The organism is Roseomonas sp. OT10, assembly GCF_020991085.1.
GTDB lineage: Bacteria > Pseudomonadota > Alphaproteobacteria > Acetobacterales > Acetobacteraceae > Roseomonas > Roseomonas cutis.
Genome location: NZ_CP087719.1, coordinates 1,236,609 through 1,255,000 on the forward strand (window position 1 = coordinate 1,236,609; position 18,392 = coordinate 1,255,000).

An 18,392-nucleotide genomic window follows, 5' to 3' on the forward strand; every position below is an offset into this window, starting at 1 on the left:
GCCCATGGACGCGCTTCCCGCGAAGGATGCGGCCGCCGCCCGGCTGGATGCCCTGATGGCGCGCGGCGCGGCCTTCCTGGGCAGCCGCTGGGCCATCCTGGGCGGGGCGATGTCCTGGGTCAGCGAGCGGCACCTGGTCGCGGCGCTCAGCGAGGCGGGGGCCTTCGGCGTCATCGCCTGCGGCGCGATGATGCCCGACCGGCTGGCCGAGGAGATCGCCGCCACCCAGGCGCTGACCGACAAGCCCTTCGGCGTGAACCTGATCACCATGCACCCGGAGCTGACGGCACTGGTGCAGGTCTGCCTGGACGCGAAGGTGGGCCACATCGTCTTCGCCGGCGGCATCCCGCCCGGCCCCGCCATCCGGCAGGCCAAGGAGGGCGGCGCGAAGGTCATCTGCTTTGCCCCGGCGCTGGCGCTGGCGAAGAAGCTGGTCCGCTCCGGCGCCGACGCGCTGGTGATCGAGGGCTCCGAGGCGGGCGGCCATATCGGCCCGGTCAGCCTGAACGTCCTGGCGCAGGAGATCCTGCCGCATATCCGCGAGGTTCCCGTCTTCGTGGCCGGCGGCATCGGGCGGGGGGAGGCGATCCTCTCCTACCTGGAGATGGGGGCGGCCGGGGTGCAGCTTGGTACCCGCTTCGTCTGCGCGACCGAATCCATCGCCCACCCGAAGTTCAAGCAGGCCTTCCTGCGCGGTGCCGCCCGCGACGCCCTGCCGACCGTCCAGCTCGACGAGAGCTTCCCGGTGATCCCCGTCCGCGCGCTGCAGAACGCCGGGACGAAGCGCTTCCTGGAGCATCAGGCGGAGGTGATCCGCCGCTTCCGCTCCGGCGAGCTGGCCAAGGACGCGGCGCAGCTTGACATCGAGCACTACTGGGCCGGCGCCCTGCGCCGCGCGGTGATCGAGGGCGATGTCGAGAACGGCTCGCTGATGGCCGGCCAGTCCGTGGGCATGGTGACCCGGGAGCAGCCGGCGGCGGAGATCGTGGCCGAGCTGGTGGAGCAGGCGGTGGCCGCGATCCTGGCCCGCTCCGGCGGCTCGCCGGGTGGCATAAACGTCACCGAGGCGGGGCTTTCCCGGCCATCCCTGGCGGGCTAGGTGTCGCTGCGGTGCCCGACGACGTGAAGCGCATGCCTCGTGCCGAGACGATGTCCTCCTCCGATGCCCTGCGCGTCGGGGAGGAACTGCGGGATGCACGGCTCTCCCTGGGCGTGACGGTCGAGCAGATGGCCGACCACCTGCGCATCAACCGGCGCTACATCGCCGCGCTGGAGGAGGGCCGCAGCAAGGACCTGCCCGGCCCGGCCTATGCGCTGGGCTTCGTGCGCTCCTACGCCCGGGCGCTGGGGCTCGATGCGGACGAGCTGACCCGGCGCTTCCGCGACGGGGCGGGCACCGCCGGCCGCGGCCGCACCGATCTCGTCTTCCCCGAGCCCGTCCCGAAGCGCGGCGTCCCCGCCGGGGCGGTGATCCTGCTCGGCGCCCTCCTGGCTGCCGGCAGCTATGCCGCCTGGTGGAACTGGAGCGGCTCCGGCCAGCGGATCGTGGACCGCGTCGAGGAGCCGCCGGCGCGGATCGAGGAGGCAGCACGCAATGCCGCCCCCGAAAGCGCCCCCGTCCTGCCGCCGACCATGGGCCAGGCCGTGCCGGTCGGCCCCGGCGCGTCGCGCCCCTCGGTGCCCGCCGGCAGTGCCTCGGCCCCGTCGCCCGTGCCGCCCCCGGCCGCGTCGCCGGCGCCGGCGGCCGGGAACGGCCCTGCCACAGGCCCCGGACCCGTCATCGCCCAGGCTCCGCGTCCCGGCGTCCAGCCCGGCCCGTCCACCGCGGCCCCCGCCACCCCGGGCGGCTCGCGCCCGGCGACCCCGCCGGGCGGCGGCGTGGTCCCCGGCGCCACGGCCCCTGCCGCGACGCCACCCTCCGCCCCGGCCGGCCCGGCGCCCGGCGGCCCCGGTTCCGCCCCGCCGAGCGCGACGGCCGCCGCCCCTCCGGCCCCGCCGCCGCCGGCCACCCCCACCGCCCCGGTGCAGGCCGAGGGCCAGGGCCGCATCGTCCTCCGCGCCACAGACGAGAGCTGGGTGCAGCTGCGCGACCCCCGCAACGGGCGGACGCTGCTGAACCGCGTCCTGCGGCCGAACGAGACCTTCGCCGTGCCTGCGGTGGAAGGGCTGATGCTGACCACCGGCAAGGCGCAGGCGCTGGAGGTGCTGGTGGACGGCCAGCCCAGCGGCGCCCTGGCGGGACGGTCCAACGTGGTGCGCGACATCCCCCTGGACCCTGAGCGGCTGAAGGCCGCCGGCCAGGGCGGCGGCGCGACCCGACCCTGATTCCGGCCTGACCGGGCGGGCGCGCCTTGGCCGGTGTGGCCCGGGCTGCCATATCCGGCAGCGAGCAGCGGGAGCCGACATGTCCTACCGCCCCTACCAGCAGATCCTCCGCCGCAAGTCCCGGCAGATCCGCGTGGGCAAGGTCCTGGTGGGCGGCGATGCGCCGATCACCGTCCAGACCATGACCAACACCCCCACCGAGGACGCCGAGGCGACCATCGCCCAGATCCGGCGGGCGGAGGTGGCGGGGGTGGACATCGTCCGCGTCTCCTGCCCGACCCAGGAGGCGACCGCCGCCCTGGCCGAGATCGTGCGCGAGGTGAACGTGCCGGTCGTGGCGGACATTCACTTCCACTACAAGCGCGCCATCGAGGCCGCCCAGGCCGGCGCCGCCTGCCTGCGCATCAACCCGGGCAACATCGGCAGCGCCGAGCGGGTGAAGGAGGTCATCAAGGCCGCCCGCGACCACGGCTGCTCCATCCGCATCGGCGTGAATGCCGGCAGCCTGGAGAAGCACCTGCTGGAGAAGTACGGGGAGCCCAACCCGGAGGCGCTGGTGGACAGCGCCCTGTGGCACGCCGACCACCTCCTCCAGAACGGCTTCGACGAGTTCAAGATCAGCGTGAAGGCGTCGGACGTCTTCCTCGCCGTCGCCGCCTACCAGCAGCTCGCCGAGGTCTGCGACCACCCGCTGCATGTCGGCGTCACCGAGGCGGGGGGCAAGCGGACGGGGACGGTGAAGTCCTCGATCGGCATCGGCAGCCTGCTCTGGGCGGGGATCGGCGACACCATCCGCGTCTCCCTCTCGGCCGAGCCGGAGGAGGAGGTGCATGTCGGCTGGGAGATGCTGAAGTCCCTCGGCCTGCGGCACCGGGGCGTGAAGATCATCTCCTGCCCCTCCTGCGCCCGCCAGGGCTTCGACGTGATCCGCACCGTCGCGACCCTGGAGGAGCGGCTGGCGCATATCGAGGTGCCGATGAGCCTCTCCATCATCGGCTGCGTCGTGAACGGGCCGGGCGAGGCGCTGATGACCGATGTCGGCGTCACCGGCGGCGGCAACGGCCGCCACATGGTCTACATGGCCGGCAAGACCGACCACACCATGGATGGCGGCGACATGGTCGAGCACATCGTCGAGCTGGTGGAGCGCAAGGCGGCCGAGATCGCCTCGGCCAACGCCACCGGGACCGAGGCGCCGCAGCCCCGCGCCGCGGCGGAATAGGCGGCCGCTCTCCGAGGGGCCTTCGTCGGCCACCCGCTCGGCCCGACGGTGCGCCGGATCCCCGGGGGGAGGCTCCGTCTCGCCCCGATACCCTCTCCGCCGGGGGCGAGCCGGCCCCCGGACCCCGGCGGGAGTTCGGATCCACCTGGAACGGGCTGGTCTGCGGGCTGATACGGACGGGGCCGTGCCCTGATCCGTGCCGGCGTGGGGTGCGCCCGTGGCCCGGGGGCAAGGCCCTGCCTCGCCCCCGATACCCCCACTCCGCCAGGACCCTGCGGGCCCTGGACCCGATCAGTGCTGCCGCGGGACAGCCGGACACGGGGTCGAGGCGCCGAGGAGCCATGCTCCTCGGCGGGACCGGCCTCCGCACTCGCTGGCGCCTTTGATGTTTCTTTCAGCGTTCCGCCTATCCGCGCTTCGTCAGGGTTCAGCCCGGAGGCTGACGGCAGCCGCGCAGCACCAAACTCCCAGCGGGGTCCGGGGCCCGCTTGTGGCCCCGGCAGGGGAGGGTCCGTGGAGGGGACGGCGTCCCCTCCCGGTCCGACGCCGGAACGTGACAGCACGACCGGTTAGGTCATATCGGCGTCGGTACGATCCCCGGGGGGCGTGTCGGCCGGCGGGGGTTTGGAAACGCAGAAGGCGTTGGCCGCCGAGCGACGCTGGGGCGCAGCCGCCCGGATCAGGCTGGCCGCCAGGGGGCCGGCACCTCCTGGAATTCCTCCCAGGCGTCGTAAAGCCGGTCCAGGGCCTTCTCCTGCCGGGCGAGGGCCCGTCGGGTCACCCCGTCGATGGCCGCGACCAGATCCCGGCGGCCCGGCTGGGCCAGGCGCCCGGCCATCTCTGCCGCGACCGCCGCGTCGTTCATCTCGCCCAGGCGCTCCTGCAAGGCGCGGCAGCGCTTGAGGTAGGGGCGCACCGCCTCCTCCGGCAGCAGCCCGGACAGGTCGTCCAGGCCGTAGCGCAGCTTCTTCAGTGCCTTGCGCAGCTCGTGCAACTCCTCGATGGAGCGCTTGCGGATCTTGCGGCCACGCCTCTCCACCCGGGCGCCCAGCTTCTCCAGCAGCTCCGGCGCCAGGTCGCGCAGGGGGTGCGCCCCGGGCCCCGGCGGCATGGCGGCGTCGGATTCGGCCCAGGCGGTCAGGGCCAGGGCGAGGCGCGTCAGGGCCGGGCGGGCCAGCTCGTCGCGCAGGGTGGCGTGGGCCTCCGCCTGCCGCTCCGCCGCCACGGCATCCAGGGTCTGGCGCCAGCCCTCGTCCTCCATCCCGTCGATGGTTTCGGTTCGGAAGACGTCCCAGTCGCGCGCCCCGCCCGCCACGCGGCCGAGCCGTTGCAGCTCCGCCTCGAAGCGGTGGTCCATGCCGGGCTCCAGCAGGGGGCGGAACAGCACCAGCGTGGCGCGCAGCCGCCGCAGCGCGACGCGGAGCTGGTGCACGCCCTCGACCTGCTCCTCCTGCGCGGCGGGGATATTGGCGAGGAGGTGCTCCAGCCCGGAGAGCAGGATGCGGCGGAAGCCTTCGCGGGCGGTGGTGTCCGCCTCCAGCGCCACGTCGCCGGCCTTCACCACCGGCGCCGGAGATGCCGTGGCGAGGCGGTAGCCCTGCGCCGCCTTGGATTCGATGCCGAGGCGCAGCGGCGCCGCATCGATCAGCTCCAGGGCGAGCTGGACCAGCCCGGCGGGATCGCCCGCCTTCAGCTCCAGTTCCAGCTCGAGGAGGGGCTGCCGCTGCCGGCCGGCGCGGACCTCGCCCTCGTCCAGCGCCACCTCCACCACGCTGCCCTCCAGGCAGACCAGGCGGGTCGTGCGGCGGACATCGGTGGCATAGGCCGGGCCCAGTCGCCGGGCGAGGGCAGGGTCGATCAGCCCCTCCGCCCCGGTGCCGGCAAGGAGCGACAGGTCGGGCACATCCCCCGGGACGGGCCACTCCCATTCGCCGCGGCGCGAGGCGACGCCGCCCTGGCCCTTCGACTTCACCGTCTGCACCCGCGCATCGCCCAGCCGGCGGATGCGCAACGCCACCCCGGCACGCGAGAGGGCGAAGTCGGGCGTGTCGAAATAGGTGGTGACCAGTTCGGCCAGCTCTGGCGGCGTTGCGCGGGGCGGCTGCAAGGCGGGGTGCCGTTCCAGTGCGTCACGCAGGCCCGGGGCGAGCAGCAGCTTGATCTCGGTTTCCATGGGCCCCGTGAATCCACAAAAAAGGGCCGTGTCGCGCCCTGCGCGGCGACCGCCCTCTCCCGCTGCTAATGAGCCGGGGGAAAGAGCGTCAATCGCATGGATATGACGAACATGCGACAGTGATGTGACAGTGCCGCGACGGGTGTGACGGTCAGCGCATCGGCAGCAGCAGCGGCACCAGTGCCACCGTGACCACCATCGAGATCAGCGCGAGCGGCACGCCGATCCGCACGAAGTCCAGGAAGCGATAGCCACCCGGGCCCAGCACCAGTGTGTTCACCGGGGAGGAGACGGGCGTCATGAAGGCGGCCGACGATGCCAGCGCCACCGTCATGGCGAAGGGGTAGGGCGAGAGGCCGAGGTCGCGCGCCACGGCGATGGCAACGGGCGCCATCAGCACGGCGGTGGCGGTGTTGGAGATGAACAGCCCGATCGCCGCCGTGGCGGCGAAGATTCCGGCCAGCAGGGCGCGGGGCCCGGCCTCGCCCAGCGCCGCGACCAGGCCCTGCGCGGCCAGCGCCACGCCTCCGGTGCGCTCCAGGGCGAGGGAAAAGGGCAGCATCCCGGCGATCAGCACCAGGCTCCGCCAATGGATCGCGCGATAGGCGCCGTCGAGGTCGATGCAGCGCAGCGCCCCCATCACCAGCCCGGCCAGGATCGCGGCGATGACGTTGGGCACCCACCCCGTGACCATCAGCAGCACCATCAGGGCGGTGGCGGCCAGGGCATGGGGCGCGCGGCGGGCCTCCGGCGTCGCCTCCTCCAGCTCCGCCGGCATGTCGAGCACGATGACGTCCCGGCTCTCCGCCTGGATCAGCCGGATCGCCTTCCAGGGGCCGACGACCAGCAGCGTGTCGCCCGTCTCCAGCGGCTGCTCCGTCAGGTCGGGGCCGAAGACCTGCCGCCCGCGCCGCAGCCCCAGCACGGTCAGGCCCAGGCGGGTGCGGAAGCGCGCCTGCAGGATGGTGTTGTTCAGCAGGCTGGAGGTCGGGGTGACCATCAGCTCGGCGAGCCCCAGCTCGCGCGGGCGCTGCACCGCCTCGGCGGCATCGAGGGGCAGCGGGCCGAGGCCGAGGCGCCGCAGCAGCGCCGGCGCCTCGGCGGATGGCGCGGCTGCCTGGAGGTAGAGCACCTCGCCGGGGTGCAGCTGCGTCGTCTCGGTGGGGTGGAGGAGCTTGCCCCCGAAATGCCCTGGCCGCTCCACCGCCACCACGTCCATCCCGTGCCGCGACCGGAGCGCGAGCTGGCCGAGGCTCCGGCCGGCCAGGGGCGAGCCGGGGTGAAGCACGGCGCGGTGCAGCCGCTCCGTCACGCCGTAGTCGCGCACCAGCTCCACCAGGCGGCGGCGCGCCCGCCGGCGGGACGGCTCCGCCGGCCGGCCGCCCAGCCAGCGCCGCGCCAGCAGCATCCAGCCGAGGCTCAGCGCCAGCACCGCCAGGCCGAAGGGCGTGACGGAGAAGAAGCCGAAGCCCTCCAGCCCGTTGCGGACCAGCTCGGCGTTGACGACCAGGTTCGGGGCCGTGGCGACCAGGGTGAGCATGCCGCTGATCAGCGCCGCCACGCTGAGCGGCATCATCAGCCGCCCCGGCGCGATGCCCAGCCGCGTTCCCACCCGCAGCGCCACGGGGATGAAGATCGCCACCACCCCGGTGGAGCTCATCACCGAGCCGAGACCGGCGGCGGCCAGCATCAGCAGCACGATCAGCCGCGTCTCGCTGTGCCCGGCGCGTGCCGCCAGCCCGTCGCCCAGGGCGCGGGCGACGCCGGTGCGCACCAGCCCCTCGCCGATCACGAACAGCGCGGCGACCAGGATCACCGAGGGATCGCCGAAGCCGGCCAGGGCCTCCGCCGGGGTCAGGACGCCGGTCAGCGGCAGGGCCACCAGGGCGATCAGGGCCACCGCATCGGCGCGCGGCCGGTCCAGCACGAAGCAGACCACGGCAGCCCCCAGCAGCAGCAGCACGAGGGCGAGATCGGTGGTCAGGGCAGGGGGGCTCCACGCGTCGGCGGGCCAGGATAGCCCGTCCGGCCCCACGTGGCAGCCCGGGCGCCCGGGCGGCGTGCCCGCCGGGCTGTCCCGCCACCGCCGGGCTTGCCATGCGCCCCGCCGGGCGCTAGCCGCCGGGACCATGGCGAACGAGAAGCTGCAGCCCGTCCGGGGCACGAGGGACCTGATCGGCGAGGATTTCGCGCGGCATGCCCGGGTGGGCGCCGTCGCCCGCCAGGTCGCCGCCCTCTACGGCTTCGAGGAATGGGCCACGCCGATCGTCGAGGACACGCGGGTCTTCTCGCGCAGCCTGGGCGAGACCTCGGACGTGGTGAGCAAGGAGATGTACACCTTCCAGGACCGCGGCGGGGATTCCATCACCCTGCGGCCGGAGGGCACGGCGGGGGTCTGCCGCGCGCTGGTCTCCAACGGGCTGACCCAGGGCAACCTGCCGCGCAAGGTCTTCTACGCCGGGCCGATGTTCCGCTACGAGCGGCCGCAGAAGGGCCGCTACCGCCAGTTCCACCAGATCGGGGCCGAGGTGCTGGGCGCGGCCGAGCCGCTCTCGGACGCCGAGGTCATCGCCTGCGGCTGGCACATCCTGACGGAGCTGGGGATCAGCGACGGCACGGTGCTGGAGATCAACACGCTGGGCGATGCGCAGAGCCGCGACGCCCATCGCGCCGCGCTGGTCGCGCACCTCTCCGCCCACCGGGAGAAGCTGTCCCCCGACAGCCAGGTGCGGCTGGAGAAGAACCCGCTGCGCATCCTCGACAGCAAGGATGAGGGCGACCGCGCCCTGGTGGCCGACGCGCCCTCCATCCACGACCACCTGACGCCCGCGGCGAGGGCGCATTACGACGCGGTGCGGCGGCACCTGGACGTCTTCGCCGTGCCCTACCGGGTCAACCCGCGCATCGTCCGCGGCCTGGACTACTACAGCCACACCGCCTTCGAGTTCGTCACCGACCGTCTCGGCGCCCAGGGCACGGTGATGGCCGGCGGCCGCTATGACGGGCTGGTCGAGGAGATGGGCGGCCCGGCCACCCCCTCGGTCGGCTGGGCGGCGGGGATGGAGCGGCTGGGCATGCTGCTGACGGACCTGCCGGCGGCGCCCCGTCCGGTGGCGGTGATCCCGGTGGGCGAGGAGATGGAAGCCATCGCGCTGTCCACCATCCAGGCGCTGCGCCGGGCCGGGATTTCGGCCGAGATCGCCTACAAGGGCAACCTCAAGCGCCGGATGGAGCGGGCGAACAGACTGAACGCCCGCCTCGCCGTGATCCTGGGCGATGCCGAGGTGGCGCGGGGCGTGGCGCAGGTGAAGGACCTCGACGGCGGCGGGCAGCAGGAAGTGTCGCTGGCCGCCCTGCCGGACGTCCTGCCCGGCATGCTGCCCGAGAGTCCGGCGGGGGGCTGATGGCGCTTCCGCAGAAGCTGGACCGGCTGCTGCTGCGCGCGGAGGAGCTGCGCCACGCGGTCAACGTGGCGGAGGGCGCGCAGATCGGCGCGCTGAGCCGCGAGCTGGCCGAGCTGGAGCCGCTGGTGGGCAAGGTCGAGGCCCTGCGCGCCGCCGAGCGGGCCCGGGACGAGGCGGAGGTCCTGCTCTCCGACCCGGAGATGCGCGAGCTGGCCGAGGCGGAGTACCTGGCCCAGAAGGAGGCGGTGCCGCTGCTGGAGCGCGAGCTCCAGCTCATGCTGCTGCCGAAGGATTCGGCCGACGAGGGCAACGCCATCCTGGAGATCCGCCCCGCGGCGGGCGGCGACGAGGCGGGGCTCTTCGCGGCCGAGCTGTTCCGCGCCTACCAGCGCTATGCCGAGGCACGGCGCTGGCGCTTCGAGGTGCTGGAGTATGACGAGGGCGAGCTGGGGGGCGTGAAGGGCGCGACCGCCGAGATCGCCGGCAAGGGTGTCTTCGCCCGGCTGAAGTTCGAAAGCGGCGTCCACCGCGTCCAGCGCGTGCCGGCCACCGAGACCCAGGGCCGCATCCACACCTCCACCGTCACCGTCGCCGTGCTGCCGGAGGCGGAGGAGGTGGACGTGCAGATCGACGAGAAGGATCTGCGGATCGATACCTACCGCGCCTCGGGCGCCGGCGGGCAGCACGTGAACAAGACGGACAGCGCGGTGCGCATCACCCACCTGCCCACCGGGACGGTGGTGGCGATGCAGGAGGAGAAGTCCCAGCACAAGAACCGCGCCAAGGCGATGAAGGTGCTGCGTGCCCGTATCTACGAGCAGCAGCGCGCCGCCGCCCAGGCCGACCGCGCCGGGGCCCGCCGGGCCCAGGTGGGGACGGGCGACCGCAGCGAGCGCATCCGCACCTACAACTTCCCGCAGGGGCGGGTGACGGACCACCGCATCGGCCTGACGCTGCACAAGATCGACCGGGTGATGCTGGGCGAGTTCGACGATCTGATCGACGCGCTGACCGCCGAGGACCAGGCCGCGCGCCTCGCGGCCGAGGCGGAGTGACCCCCCTCTGCGCCGACCCGGAGGGAACGGTCGGCGCCTTCCTGTGCCGCGCCGGCCAGCACCTCCGTGCCGCCGCCATCCCCTCGCCCCGGATGGAGGCGCGGCTGCTGCTGGCCCATGCCTTGGGCACGACCCCGGAGGCGCTGCTGCGCGACCCGCGCGCCCCCGTCCCGCCGGAGCCCGCGGCCGCCTTCGCCGCCCTGCTGCAACGGCGGCTGGACGGGGCGCCGATGGCCTACCTCACCGGCTCGGCCGGGTTCTGGACCCTGGATCTGCGCGCCACCCCGGACACGCTGATCCCCCGCGCGGACACGGAGACGCTGATCGAGGCGGCCCTGGACGAGTTCCCCGACCGGGGCGCGGTGCGGCGCGTGCTGGACCTGGGCACGGGGACGGGGGCGCTGCTGCTGGCGGCGCTGGCGGAATTCCCGGCGGCCTTCGGCATCGGCCTGGACCGCGCGCCCGGCGCGGCGGCGCTGGCGCGGGAGAACGCCGCGCGCAACGGGCTCGCGGATCGCGCGGCCTTCCTGGCCGGGGACTGGGCCGCGGCGCTGGCCGGCCGCTTCGACCTGATCCTGTCCAACCCGCCCTACATCGAGTCCGGTGCCATCGAGGGGCTGATGCCCGAGGTTTCCCGGCACGAGCCGCGCCTGGCGCTGGATGGCGGGGCGGACGGGCTGGACGCCTACCGGTCCATCGCCGCGGCGCTGCCGGGCCTGCTGGCACCGGGCGGGAGGGCCATCCTGGAACTGGGGATCGGCCAGGAAACCAACGTTTCCACGCTCGTGGCTGCCATGGGGCTTGAAGTCCGGGGCTGCCGCGCCGACCTAGGTGGCATCCCCAGGGCCCTGGTCATCGGATGCCGGTGACCGGACCCTGATGCCCGCTGGGCGCCGATCTGCATCTGATAAAAGGGTTTGCGCTTTCCCGGCGCGCGGCTAGGGTGCGCGGGCGGTCCCCGACAGCGCGCCCGACACGGGAAGTGTCCGAAGCGCTCGGGGCCACGCCGGAGGGTGCGGGGCCGTGGCCCCACCCGGACCGGCGCGCCGCACGGGACGTATCACCATCGCAAGTCCGTCGTCGGTGCGGGGCTTTCCGCACGCGGCGCGAGCATGAGAGTGCGAACGCGACATCCATGAACATGAAGCGCATGCGCGGCCGCGGCGGCCATACGGGCCATAGTGGCCATCGCCAGGGGGGCGGCCAGGGCGGCTATCGGCAGAGCGGCCAGCAGCCGATGAACCGGAACCACGTGTTCGACTCCTCGGGGCCGGACATGCGGATGCGGGGCACGGCCCAGCAGCTTTTCGAGAAGTACCTGCAGCTCGGCCGCGACGCGACCAGCGCGGGCGACCGCGTGATGGCGGAGAGCTACTTCCAGTACGCCGAGCACTACTTCCGCATCCTGAACGCCATGGCGCAGGCGCAGCAGCAGAACCAGCCGCAGCAGCACCAGCCGCGCCGCTGGCAGAACGGGCCCGAGGCCGCCGAGCAGTCCGCGGAATCCGCCGAGGGCGAGGGCGAGGAGCAGCCCGGCATGAACGGCCACTCTTCCCGCAACGACGACCCCGAAGGCAACCCGCAGGACGGGCGTTCCTACCAGTAGGGTGGCCTGACGACCCGGCCGGTGCGCCGCCCTGGCGCGGGCCGGCGCAATCCGTCCGGGCTTAGCCGTGCCGGGGGCCGCGTTCAGGTGATGACCGCGACCTCCACCTGCCCGCGCCGGCCCAGCAGGTTCAGCGACACGCTGCCATCCTCGCCGTGGCGGCGCAGCCGGACATCGACGCTGGCATCCAGCAGGCGCAGGTTCTCGATCCGCACCTCCTCCAGCCAGGGGGGCAGGAGCGGGTGCAGGAAGCGGATGACCCGCTCCTCCGGCCGGAACGAGATGCCCAGCATCGCCCCCACCACCGCGAAGGCGCTGGCCGCCGCCCAGGCCTGCGGCAGGCAGGCGACCGGATAGGCCGTCGGCGCCTCGCCGGGCACGCGGGGGAAGCCGCAGAACAGCTCCGGCAGGCGCTTCATGTCCACCGCCAGCGCCGAGGCGTAGAGCCCGTTGGCCAACTGCTCCAGCGGCGCGCGCAGGCCGTAGCGCTTCAGCCCCATGGCGATCAGCCCGTTGTCGTGCGGCCAGACGCTGCCGTTGTGGTAGGACATCGGGTTGTAGCGGGCGCTGCCCTCCGCGATGGTGCGGATGCCCCAGCCGCAGAAGGAGGCCGGCGCCAGCAGGGACGCCGCCACCCGCGCCGCCTTGTCCGGCGGCACCAGCCCGGTCAGCAGGGCATGGCCGGCATTGCTGTTGCGGACCCGGCAGGGCCGGCCCTCGCCATCCAGGGCGATGGCGTAGGTGCCGAACTCCTCCATCCAGAAGCACTCGTCCACGCGCGCCCGGATGACCGCCGCGCGGGCGGTCCAGTCCTGTGCCAGGGCATGCAGCCCCAGCCCGTGCGCCAGCCGCGCGCCGCCGCGCCAGGCCGCCTCGGCATAGGCCTGCACCTCGATCAGGGCGATCGGGGCCTCCGCCATGCGGCCGTCGGCATGGAAGACGCTGTCGAAGCTGTCCTTCCAGCCCTGGTTGATCAGGCCGTTGACGGATTTGCGGTCGTACTTCAGCAGCCCGTCGCCATCCGGGTCGCCGTAGCGCACCATCCAGCCGGCCGCGGCCTCCAGGGCCGGCCAGATCGAGCGGATCAGCTCCCAGTCGCCTGTCCTGTCGAAATAGGCCGAGGCGAGCAGCATGAAGAGCGGCGTGGAATCGACCGAGCCGTAGTAGCGGCCGAAGGGGACCTCGCCGAGCGAGGCCATCTCGCCCTGCCGCATCTCGTGCAGGATCTTGCCCGGCTCGGCGTCGCGCTTCGGGTCCAGCTCCGTCGCCTGCTGCGCGGCCAGGAAGGCCAGGGTGCCGCGCGCCAGCTCGGGGTCCGCCCAGAGCACCTGGAGGGCGGAGATCAGGCTGTCGCGGCCGAAGGGACAGGAGAACCAGGGGATGCCGGCGAAGGGGAAGGGCCCCTGCGGCGTCGTGGTGGTCAGCAGGGCCAGATCCGCCTGGGAGCGGTGGATCCAGTCGTTGAAGGCGGCATTGGAGCTGTGCACCAGCGCCCGCTCCAGCACGCGCTGGCGCGACCAGCGGCGCCGGTCCGCCAGCAGGACCTCGAAGCCCGGCATGGCCGGCGACGCCTCGCCCTGCTCGCAGGCGATCGCCACCTCGAGCGTCCAGGACCCGGCGGGGGGCAGCTCCAGGCGCCAGAGCGTCTCGCCCGACTGCCTGCGGTCGGGCGGCGGGTCGAAGGTCAGCTCCGTGCGCCGCTCGACCTCGTCCAGGCCCATGTAGCGCAGGTGGAGCCCGCCGGGCGCTGCGGCCGGCGGGAAGCGCGTCCCGCGTCGCGCCCGCTGCATCCCGCGCACCTCGAAGATGTCGGCGAAATCGGCGGAGTAGGTGAGGGAGAGATCCAGGCTGACGGCGGTGCTGCCGAAGTTCTGCACCGTGATGCGCTCGCGCAGCGCGCCCGGTCCCAGCACCATCTGGCGATGCACGTGCAGCGTCTCGCGTGTCACCGAGGAGCCGTCGAGCAGCCGCAGGTCCGGGTTGGTCAGGTTCACCGACAGCAGCGTGTTGTCCTGGCTGACGTCGGAGGAGAGCAGCAGCGGCCGCATGCCGCCCAGGCGAAGGGTCTGGCGCGAGAGATGGCGCGTGTCGCGGTGGAACAGCCCCTCCGCGGTGGGGCCCATCGCCTGGGCATCGCCGAAATGGTCGAGGACCAGGAAGGTGTTGCCGCATTTCAGGGTGCGGGGCCGGTACAGGGCCAGGGCGGTCGCGGCAGTCGCGGCGATCGCCCATTCCCCTTCCTGCCCGTCCTGGGGGGCCGTCGCCCCGGTCATGCCGGGCGAACCCAGGAGGGGCCGATCCAAGCGGGGGCAGTCCGTGCCGTCATGGTCTTCGCCTCTCGCCGATGCCGGAAGCGCGGAACGGCCGGCCCGTCCCGCCACGGCAGGTTGACGCCAGTTATGGCAGAGGGGAAAGGACAACCCAACGTTGCGGCCCCGCACAAGGGCGGCGGCGGGTCGCCTCCGGGGACGGCGGGTGAAGGCCCGCCGCCCGCGTCACGCCCGTCCTGGCGTCAGACGACGCGCAGCAGGGGCGCGCGGTGCTGCTGCGCGATCAGCCGCTCGTAGAGGGCGATGTGGTCCTCGGCCATGCGGCGGGCGCTGAAGCGCGCCTCGTAGCAGGCGCGGACGCCGGCGCGGTCGATCCCGCCCAGCCTTCCGACCGCGCGGACGGCGCCGGCCTCGTCGCGGACGATGAAGCCGGACTTGCCCGGCTCCACCACCTCGGGAACGGAGCCGTTCTCATAGGCGATGACCGGGGTGCCGCAGGCCATGGCCTCGATCATCACCAGGCCGAAGGGCTCGGGCCACTGGATCGGGGTGAGCAGCGCCCGGGCGTTGCCAAGGAACTCGCCCTTCTGGTGTTCGCCGATCTCGCCGATGAACTCCACGCCGCCGCCGTCGAGCATCGGGCGGACCACGGCGTTGAAGTACTCCTCGTCCACCTTGTCCACCTTGGCGGCGATGCGCAGCGGCACGCCGGCGGCGCGGGCGATGCGGATGGCGGCATCCGGGCCCTTCTCCGGCGAGATGCGGCCGAGGAAGGCCAGGTAGTCGCCGCCCTTGGGGGAGAAGGGCAGGGGGCCGCCCGGCACGCCGTGATAGATCGTGCCGGCCCAGTTCACCCCGGTCAGCGGCCGGCGCTGCGAATCCGAGATGGAGATGAAGGGGGCCTTCGGGAAGGCGTCCATCAGCGGCTGCAACTCGGGCAGGTCGAGGCGGCCGTGGAAGGTGGAGACGAAGGGCGTCCCCCGGCCGCGCAGGGCGGGCAGGTGGTAGTGGTCCACGTGGAAGTGGACGATGTCGAACTGGTCCAGCAGATCCATCACCCGCGACACCATCAGGATGTGGGGGGAAACCGTGTCGCGGACGCGGGGATCGAGGCGCAGGGCCATCGGCACGATGGCCTCGAGCCGGGCGCTGGTGGTGCTGTCTCCGGAGGCGAAGAGGGTCACCTCATGGCCCATCTGGACCAGTTCCTCGGTGAGGTAGGACACGATGCGCTCCGTCCCCCCGTACATCTTGGGGGGGACGGCCTCAGCGAGGGGGGCCACCTGAGCGATTCGCATGGGCCGCTGGCTTCCTTATCCTGAGCGGGCATCCGTCCGGGGCGGCCGCGGGGCGGCGTCGCCGCGCGGGGTGATCGGGGACCGTGCCGACTCGTCTGAAACTGTGCAGATGCAGCGCAGGTTGCAGTGCGAAATGGCGTTTCTGTGGCAGTCCTGGCCCTCGTGGCGGCCGACCCCATGGCCGCTGGGCGGAGCCGGCCTGGGGCGCTGCCGGTCCCGGCCGGACCGGGGCGCCCCGGTCCGCGGCGACCTCAGACCGGCTCCAGCGCGTCGCCGACGGCGACGCGGCCGCCCTCCAGCACCACGGCATGGACGCCCAGGTCGGCGTGGCCGAAATGCTCCCGCAGCAGGCGGGGCACGTCGCAGTCCCGTTCGCCCGTCTCCAGATCCACCTGGGTGGCGGGACAACGGACGGTGCGCTTGAAGACCTCCAGCCGGGTCCCGGCCAGCAGCACCTCTCGCCCCACCCAGTCGAACTCCGTCCAGGCGGGCAGGCCGGAGAAATAGACGTTGGCCCGGAAGCGCAGGGGGTCGAGCCGGCGGCCGATCGCCGCCTCCAGCGCGTGCAGGCTGGCGAGGTTCAGCAGCGAGACGCATTTCCGCTTCTGGTCGGTGAAGGCATGGCCCGGCGCCTCCACGAAGCGGGGGGTGCCGCGCGCCTCCTCGCCCAGGAAGGCCGTGAGGAAGGCGGCGATGGCATCCCGGCCGGGCTGGGTCCGGGTATCGCCGGTCATGGCGGTCCCGTCCGGGAGGCGCAGCAGCAATGCGCCGCTGCGGGGGTCGAAGGCGCTGTGGAGCAGGGCCACCCGCGCATTGGCCATCAGGCAGGCGAAGTTCTGCTTGGGCAGGAATCGCGGCGCCATCTCGTCGAATCCGGAATCGCCCTGGGCGAGCGCGAAGCGCCGATCATGCGGCACGGTCTCGCCCGGGGCCAGCACCATCTCCTCCAGGCTCTCGGCGCTCAGTCCCTTGACCGGGTAGCGATACAGCCGCTCGACGCGCATCTCCCGTAACCCCTTGAAGCTTAAAGGGGGTGGTTACCACATCCGGGACGGACAAGGGACCTCCGTTGCCGATCCGGGGCGGTGGGACCAGTTGCCTCCCAGGAGGGACCCAGACATGGATCTTGAGAAGCTCACCGAGCGCGCCCGCGGCTTTCTGCAGGCCGCCTCGACCATCGCCATCCGCGAGTACCACCAGCAGATCACTCCGCAGCACCTGCTCAAGGCGTTGCTGGACGACGAGGAGGGCGCGGCCTCCGGCCTGATCCGCGCCGCCGGGGGCGACCCGGCCGTGGCCAAGCGCGAGGTGGACCAGGAGATCGCCCGTCTGCCCAAGGTGTCGGGCGGCGGGGCCGGCCAGCCGCAGGTCACGCCCGACCTGGTTCGGGTGCTGGACACCGCCCAGCGCGGCGCGACCAAGGCCGGCGACAGCTTCGTGGCGCAGGACCGGCTGCTGGTGGCGCTCGCCGAGAGCGACACGCCCGCCGGCAAGGCGCTGGTGCGCGCCGGCGCGACCGCCCAGAAGCTGGAGGGCGCGGTGGCGCAGCTCCGCAAGGGCCGCACCGTGGACAGCGCCAATGCCGAGCAGACCTTCGACGCGCTGAAGAAATACGCCCGCGACCTGACCGAGGCGGCGCGCGACGGCAAGCTGGACCCGGTGATCGGGCGAGACGAGGAGATCCGCCGCTCGATCCAGGTCCTGGCCCGGCGCACCAAGAACAACCCCGTGCTGATCGGCGAGCCCGGCGTCGGCAAGACCGCCATCGTCGAGGGGCTGGCGCTGCGCATCGTCAATGGCGACGTGCCGGAGGCGCTGCGCAACAAGAAGGTGCTGGCGCTCGACCTCGGCGCGCTGGTGGCCGGCGCCAAGTATCGCGGCGAGTTCGAGGAGCGGCTGAAGGCCGTCCTGACGGAGATCGAATCCGCCGAGGGCGAGGTCATCCTCTTCATCGACGAGATGCACACGCTGATGGGGGCGGGCAAGGCGGATGGCGCGATGGACGCGGCCAACCTGCTCAAGCCCGCGCTCGCCCGCGGCGAGCTGCACTGCATCGGCGCGACCACGCTCGACGAGTACCGCAAGCACGTGGAGAAGGACGCGGCGCTGGCGCGGCGCTTCCAGCCCGTCTTCGTGGGCGAGCCGAGCGTGGAGGACACCATCTCCATCCTGCGCGGCATCCGCGAGAAGTACGAGCTGCACCACGGCGTGCGGATCAGCGATTCCGCGCTGGTGGCGGCGGCGACGCTGTCGAACCGCTACATCACCGACCGCTTCCTGCCGGATAAGGCGATCGACTTGGTGGACGAGGCGGCCTCCCGCCTGCGGATGCAGGTGGACAGCAAGCCGGAGGAGTTGGACGAGGTCGACCGGCGCCTGCTCCAGCTCAAGATCGAGCGCGAGGCGCTGAAGCGCGAGACCGACCCGGCCTCCCGCGACCGGCTGGAGAAGCTGGAGCGCGAGGTGGCGGAGCTGGAGGAGAAGTCCCAGACCCTCACCAGCCGCTGGCAGGCGGAGAAGGATAAGCTGTCCGCCGCGCAGAAGGCCAAGGAGGAGCTGGACCGCGCCCGCACCGAGGTCGAGGTGGCGCAGCGCAAGGGTGACTACGCCCGGGCCGGCGAGCTGACCTACGGCATCATCCCCAAGCTGGAGCGGCAGATCGCCGAGGCGGGGGAGGGCGGCGCCAGCCTGGTCAACGAGTCGGTGACCGAGGAGAGCATCGCCCAGGTGGTCAGCCGCTGGACGGGCATCCCGGTGGACAAGATGCTGGAGGGCGAGCGGGCCAAGCTGCTCCGCATGGAGGACGAGCTGCGCAAGCGGGTCGTCGGCCAGGAGGAGGCGCTGGAGGCGGTGTCCAAGGCGGTGCGGCGCGCCCGGGCCGGCCTGCAGGACCCGAACCGGCCGATCGGCAGCTTCCTGTTCCTCGGCCCGACCGGCGTGGGCAAGACGGAGCTGACCAAGGCGCTGGCGGGCTTCCTGTTCGACGACGAGAAGGCGCTGCTGCGCATCGACATGTCGGAGTTCATGGAGAAGCACGCC

General features: G+C 73.0%; 13 protein-coding genes (1 of these 13 only partly in view). 8 read left to right on the top strand and 5 right to left on the bottom strand.

The window, feature by feature from the left end:
* Positions 1-4 precede the first annotated feature (4 nt).
* From LPC08_RS05665 to ispG, 3 genes are all read left to right on the top strand, one after another.
* Complete coding sequence (locus LPC08_RS05665) at positions 5-1,099, top strand: NAD(P)H-dependent flavin oxidoreductase (protein WP_230451748.1); 1,095 nt, start codon at positions 5-7, stop codon at positions 1,097-1,099.
* An 11-nt stretch (positions 1,100-1,110) separates the two neighbouring features.
* Positions 1,111-2,325 carry a helix-turn-helix domain-containing protein gene (locus LPC08_RS05670; protein WP_230451749.1) on the top strand — a complete coding sequence of 405 codons (1,215 nt, stop codon included), beginning with the start codon at positions 1,111-1,113 and terminating at the stop codon, positions 2,323-2,325.
* 79 nt (positions 2,326-2,404) lie between these two features.
* The gene (ispG, locus tag LPC08_RS05675) at positions 2,405-3,547 is read left to right on the top strand and encodes a flavodoxin-dependent (E)-4-hydroxy-3-methylbut-2-enyl-diphosphate synthase (protein ID WP_230451750.1); all 1,143 of its coding nucleotides are present in this window, start codon (positions 2,405-2,407) and stop codon (positions 3,545-3,547) included.
* Positions 3,548-4,226: 679 nt separating this feature from the next.
* Here ispG and LPC08_RS05680 read toward each other — a convergent pair.
* The gene (locus LPC08_RS05680) at positions 4,227-5,720 is read right to left on the bottom strand and encodes a CYTH and CHAD domain-containing protein (protein WP_230451751.1); all 1,494 of its coding nucleotides are present in this window, start codon (positions 5,718-5,720) and stop codon (positions 4,227-4,229) included.
* A 151-nt stretch (positions 5,721-5,871) separates the two neighbouring features.
* A complete protein-coding gene (locus LPC08_RS05685) occupies positions 5,872-7,683 on the bottom strand; it encodes an SLC13 family permease (protein WP_230451752.1) in 1,812 nt (603 codons plus the stop codon).
* A gap of 166 nt (positions 7,684-7,849) precedes the next feature.
* Between LPC08_RS05685 and hisS the strand changes: the two genes are divergently transcribed.
* From hisS to LPC08_RS05705, 4 genes are all read left to right on the top strand, one after another.
* Positions 7,850-9,124, top strand: a complete 1,275-nt coding sequence (gene hisS, locus LPC08_RS05690; RefSeq protein WP_230451753.1) for a histidine--tRNA ligase — start codon at positions 7,850-7,852, stop codon at positions 9,122-9,124.
* Entirely contained in the window at positions 9,124-10,179 is a 1,056-nt protein-coding gene (gene prfA, locus LPC08_RS05695) for a peptide chain release factor 1 (protein ID WP_230451754.1), read from the top strand. The genes hisS and prfA overlap by 1 nt, the downstream gene beginning before the upstream one ends.
* Entirely contained in the window at positions 10,176-11,048 is an 873-nt protein-coding gene (prmC, locus tag LPC08_RS05700) for a peptide chain release factor N(5)-glutamine methyltransferase (protein WP_230451755.1), read from the top strand. Before prfA ends, prmC begins: the two co-directional genes overlap by 4 nt.
* A gap of 266 nt (positions 11,049-11,314) precedes the next feature.
* Positions 11,315-11,785: a DUF4167 domain-containing protein gene (locus LPC08_RS05705; protein WP_230451756.1), complete on the top strand. Its 471-nt coding sequence runs from the start codon at positions 11,315-11,317 to the stop codon at positions 11,783-11,785.
* Between the two features lie 83 nt (positions 11,786-11,868).
* On the opposite strand, the gene LPC08_RS05710 is transcribed toward LPC08_RS05705, so the two are convergent.
* The 3 genes from LPC08_RS05710 to LPC08_RS05720 all read right to left on the bottom strand — a co-directional run bounded on the left by LPC08_RS05710 (position 11,869) and on the right by LPC08_RS05720 (position 16,357).
* On the bottom strand, positions 11,869-14,088 hold the full coding sequence (locus tag LPC08_RS05710; RefSeq protein ID WP_230451757.1) for an amylo-alpha-1,6-glucosidase: 2,220 nt from the start codon (positions 14,086-14,088) through the stop codon (positions 11,869-11,871).
* A 209-nt stretch (positions 14,089-14,297) separates the two neighbouring features.
* Positions 14,298-15,353, bottom strand: coding sequence for a glycosyltransferase family 4 protein (locus LPC08_RS05715; RefSeq protein WP_230451758.1), 1,056 nt, complete (start codon positions 15,351-15,353; stop codon positions 14,298-14,300).
* 251 nt (positions 15,354-15,604) lie between these two features.
* Positions 15,605-16,357, bottom strand: a complete 753-nt coding sequence (locus LPC08_RS05720; protein WP_230451759.1) for an MOSC domain-containing protein — start codon at positions 16,355-16,357, stop codon at positions 15,605-15,607.
* Between the two features lie 115 nt (positions 16,358-16,472).
* Between LPC08_RS05720 and clpB the strand changes: the two genes are divergently transcribed.
* Positions 16,473-18,392, top strand: partial view of an ATP-dependent chaperone ClpB gene (clpB, locus tag LPC08_RS05725; protein ID WP_230451760.1) — the 5' portion only. The gene runs 705 nt beyond the window's last position; the window shows 1,920 of its 2,625 coding nt (coding positions 1-1,920); its start codon is at positions 16,473-16,475; its stop codon lies off the right edge, out of view.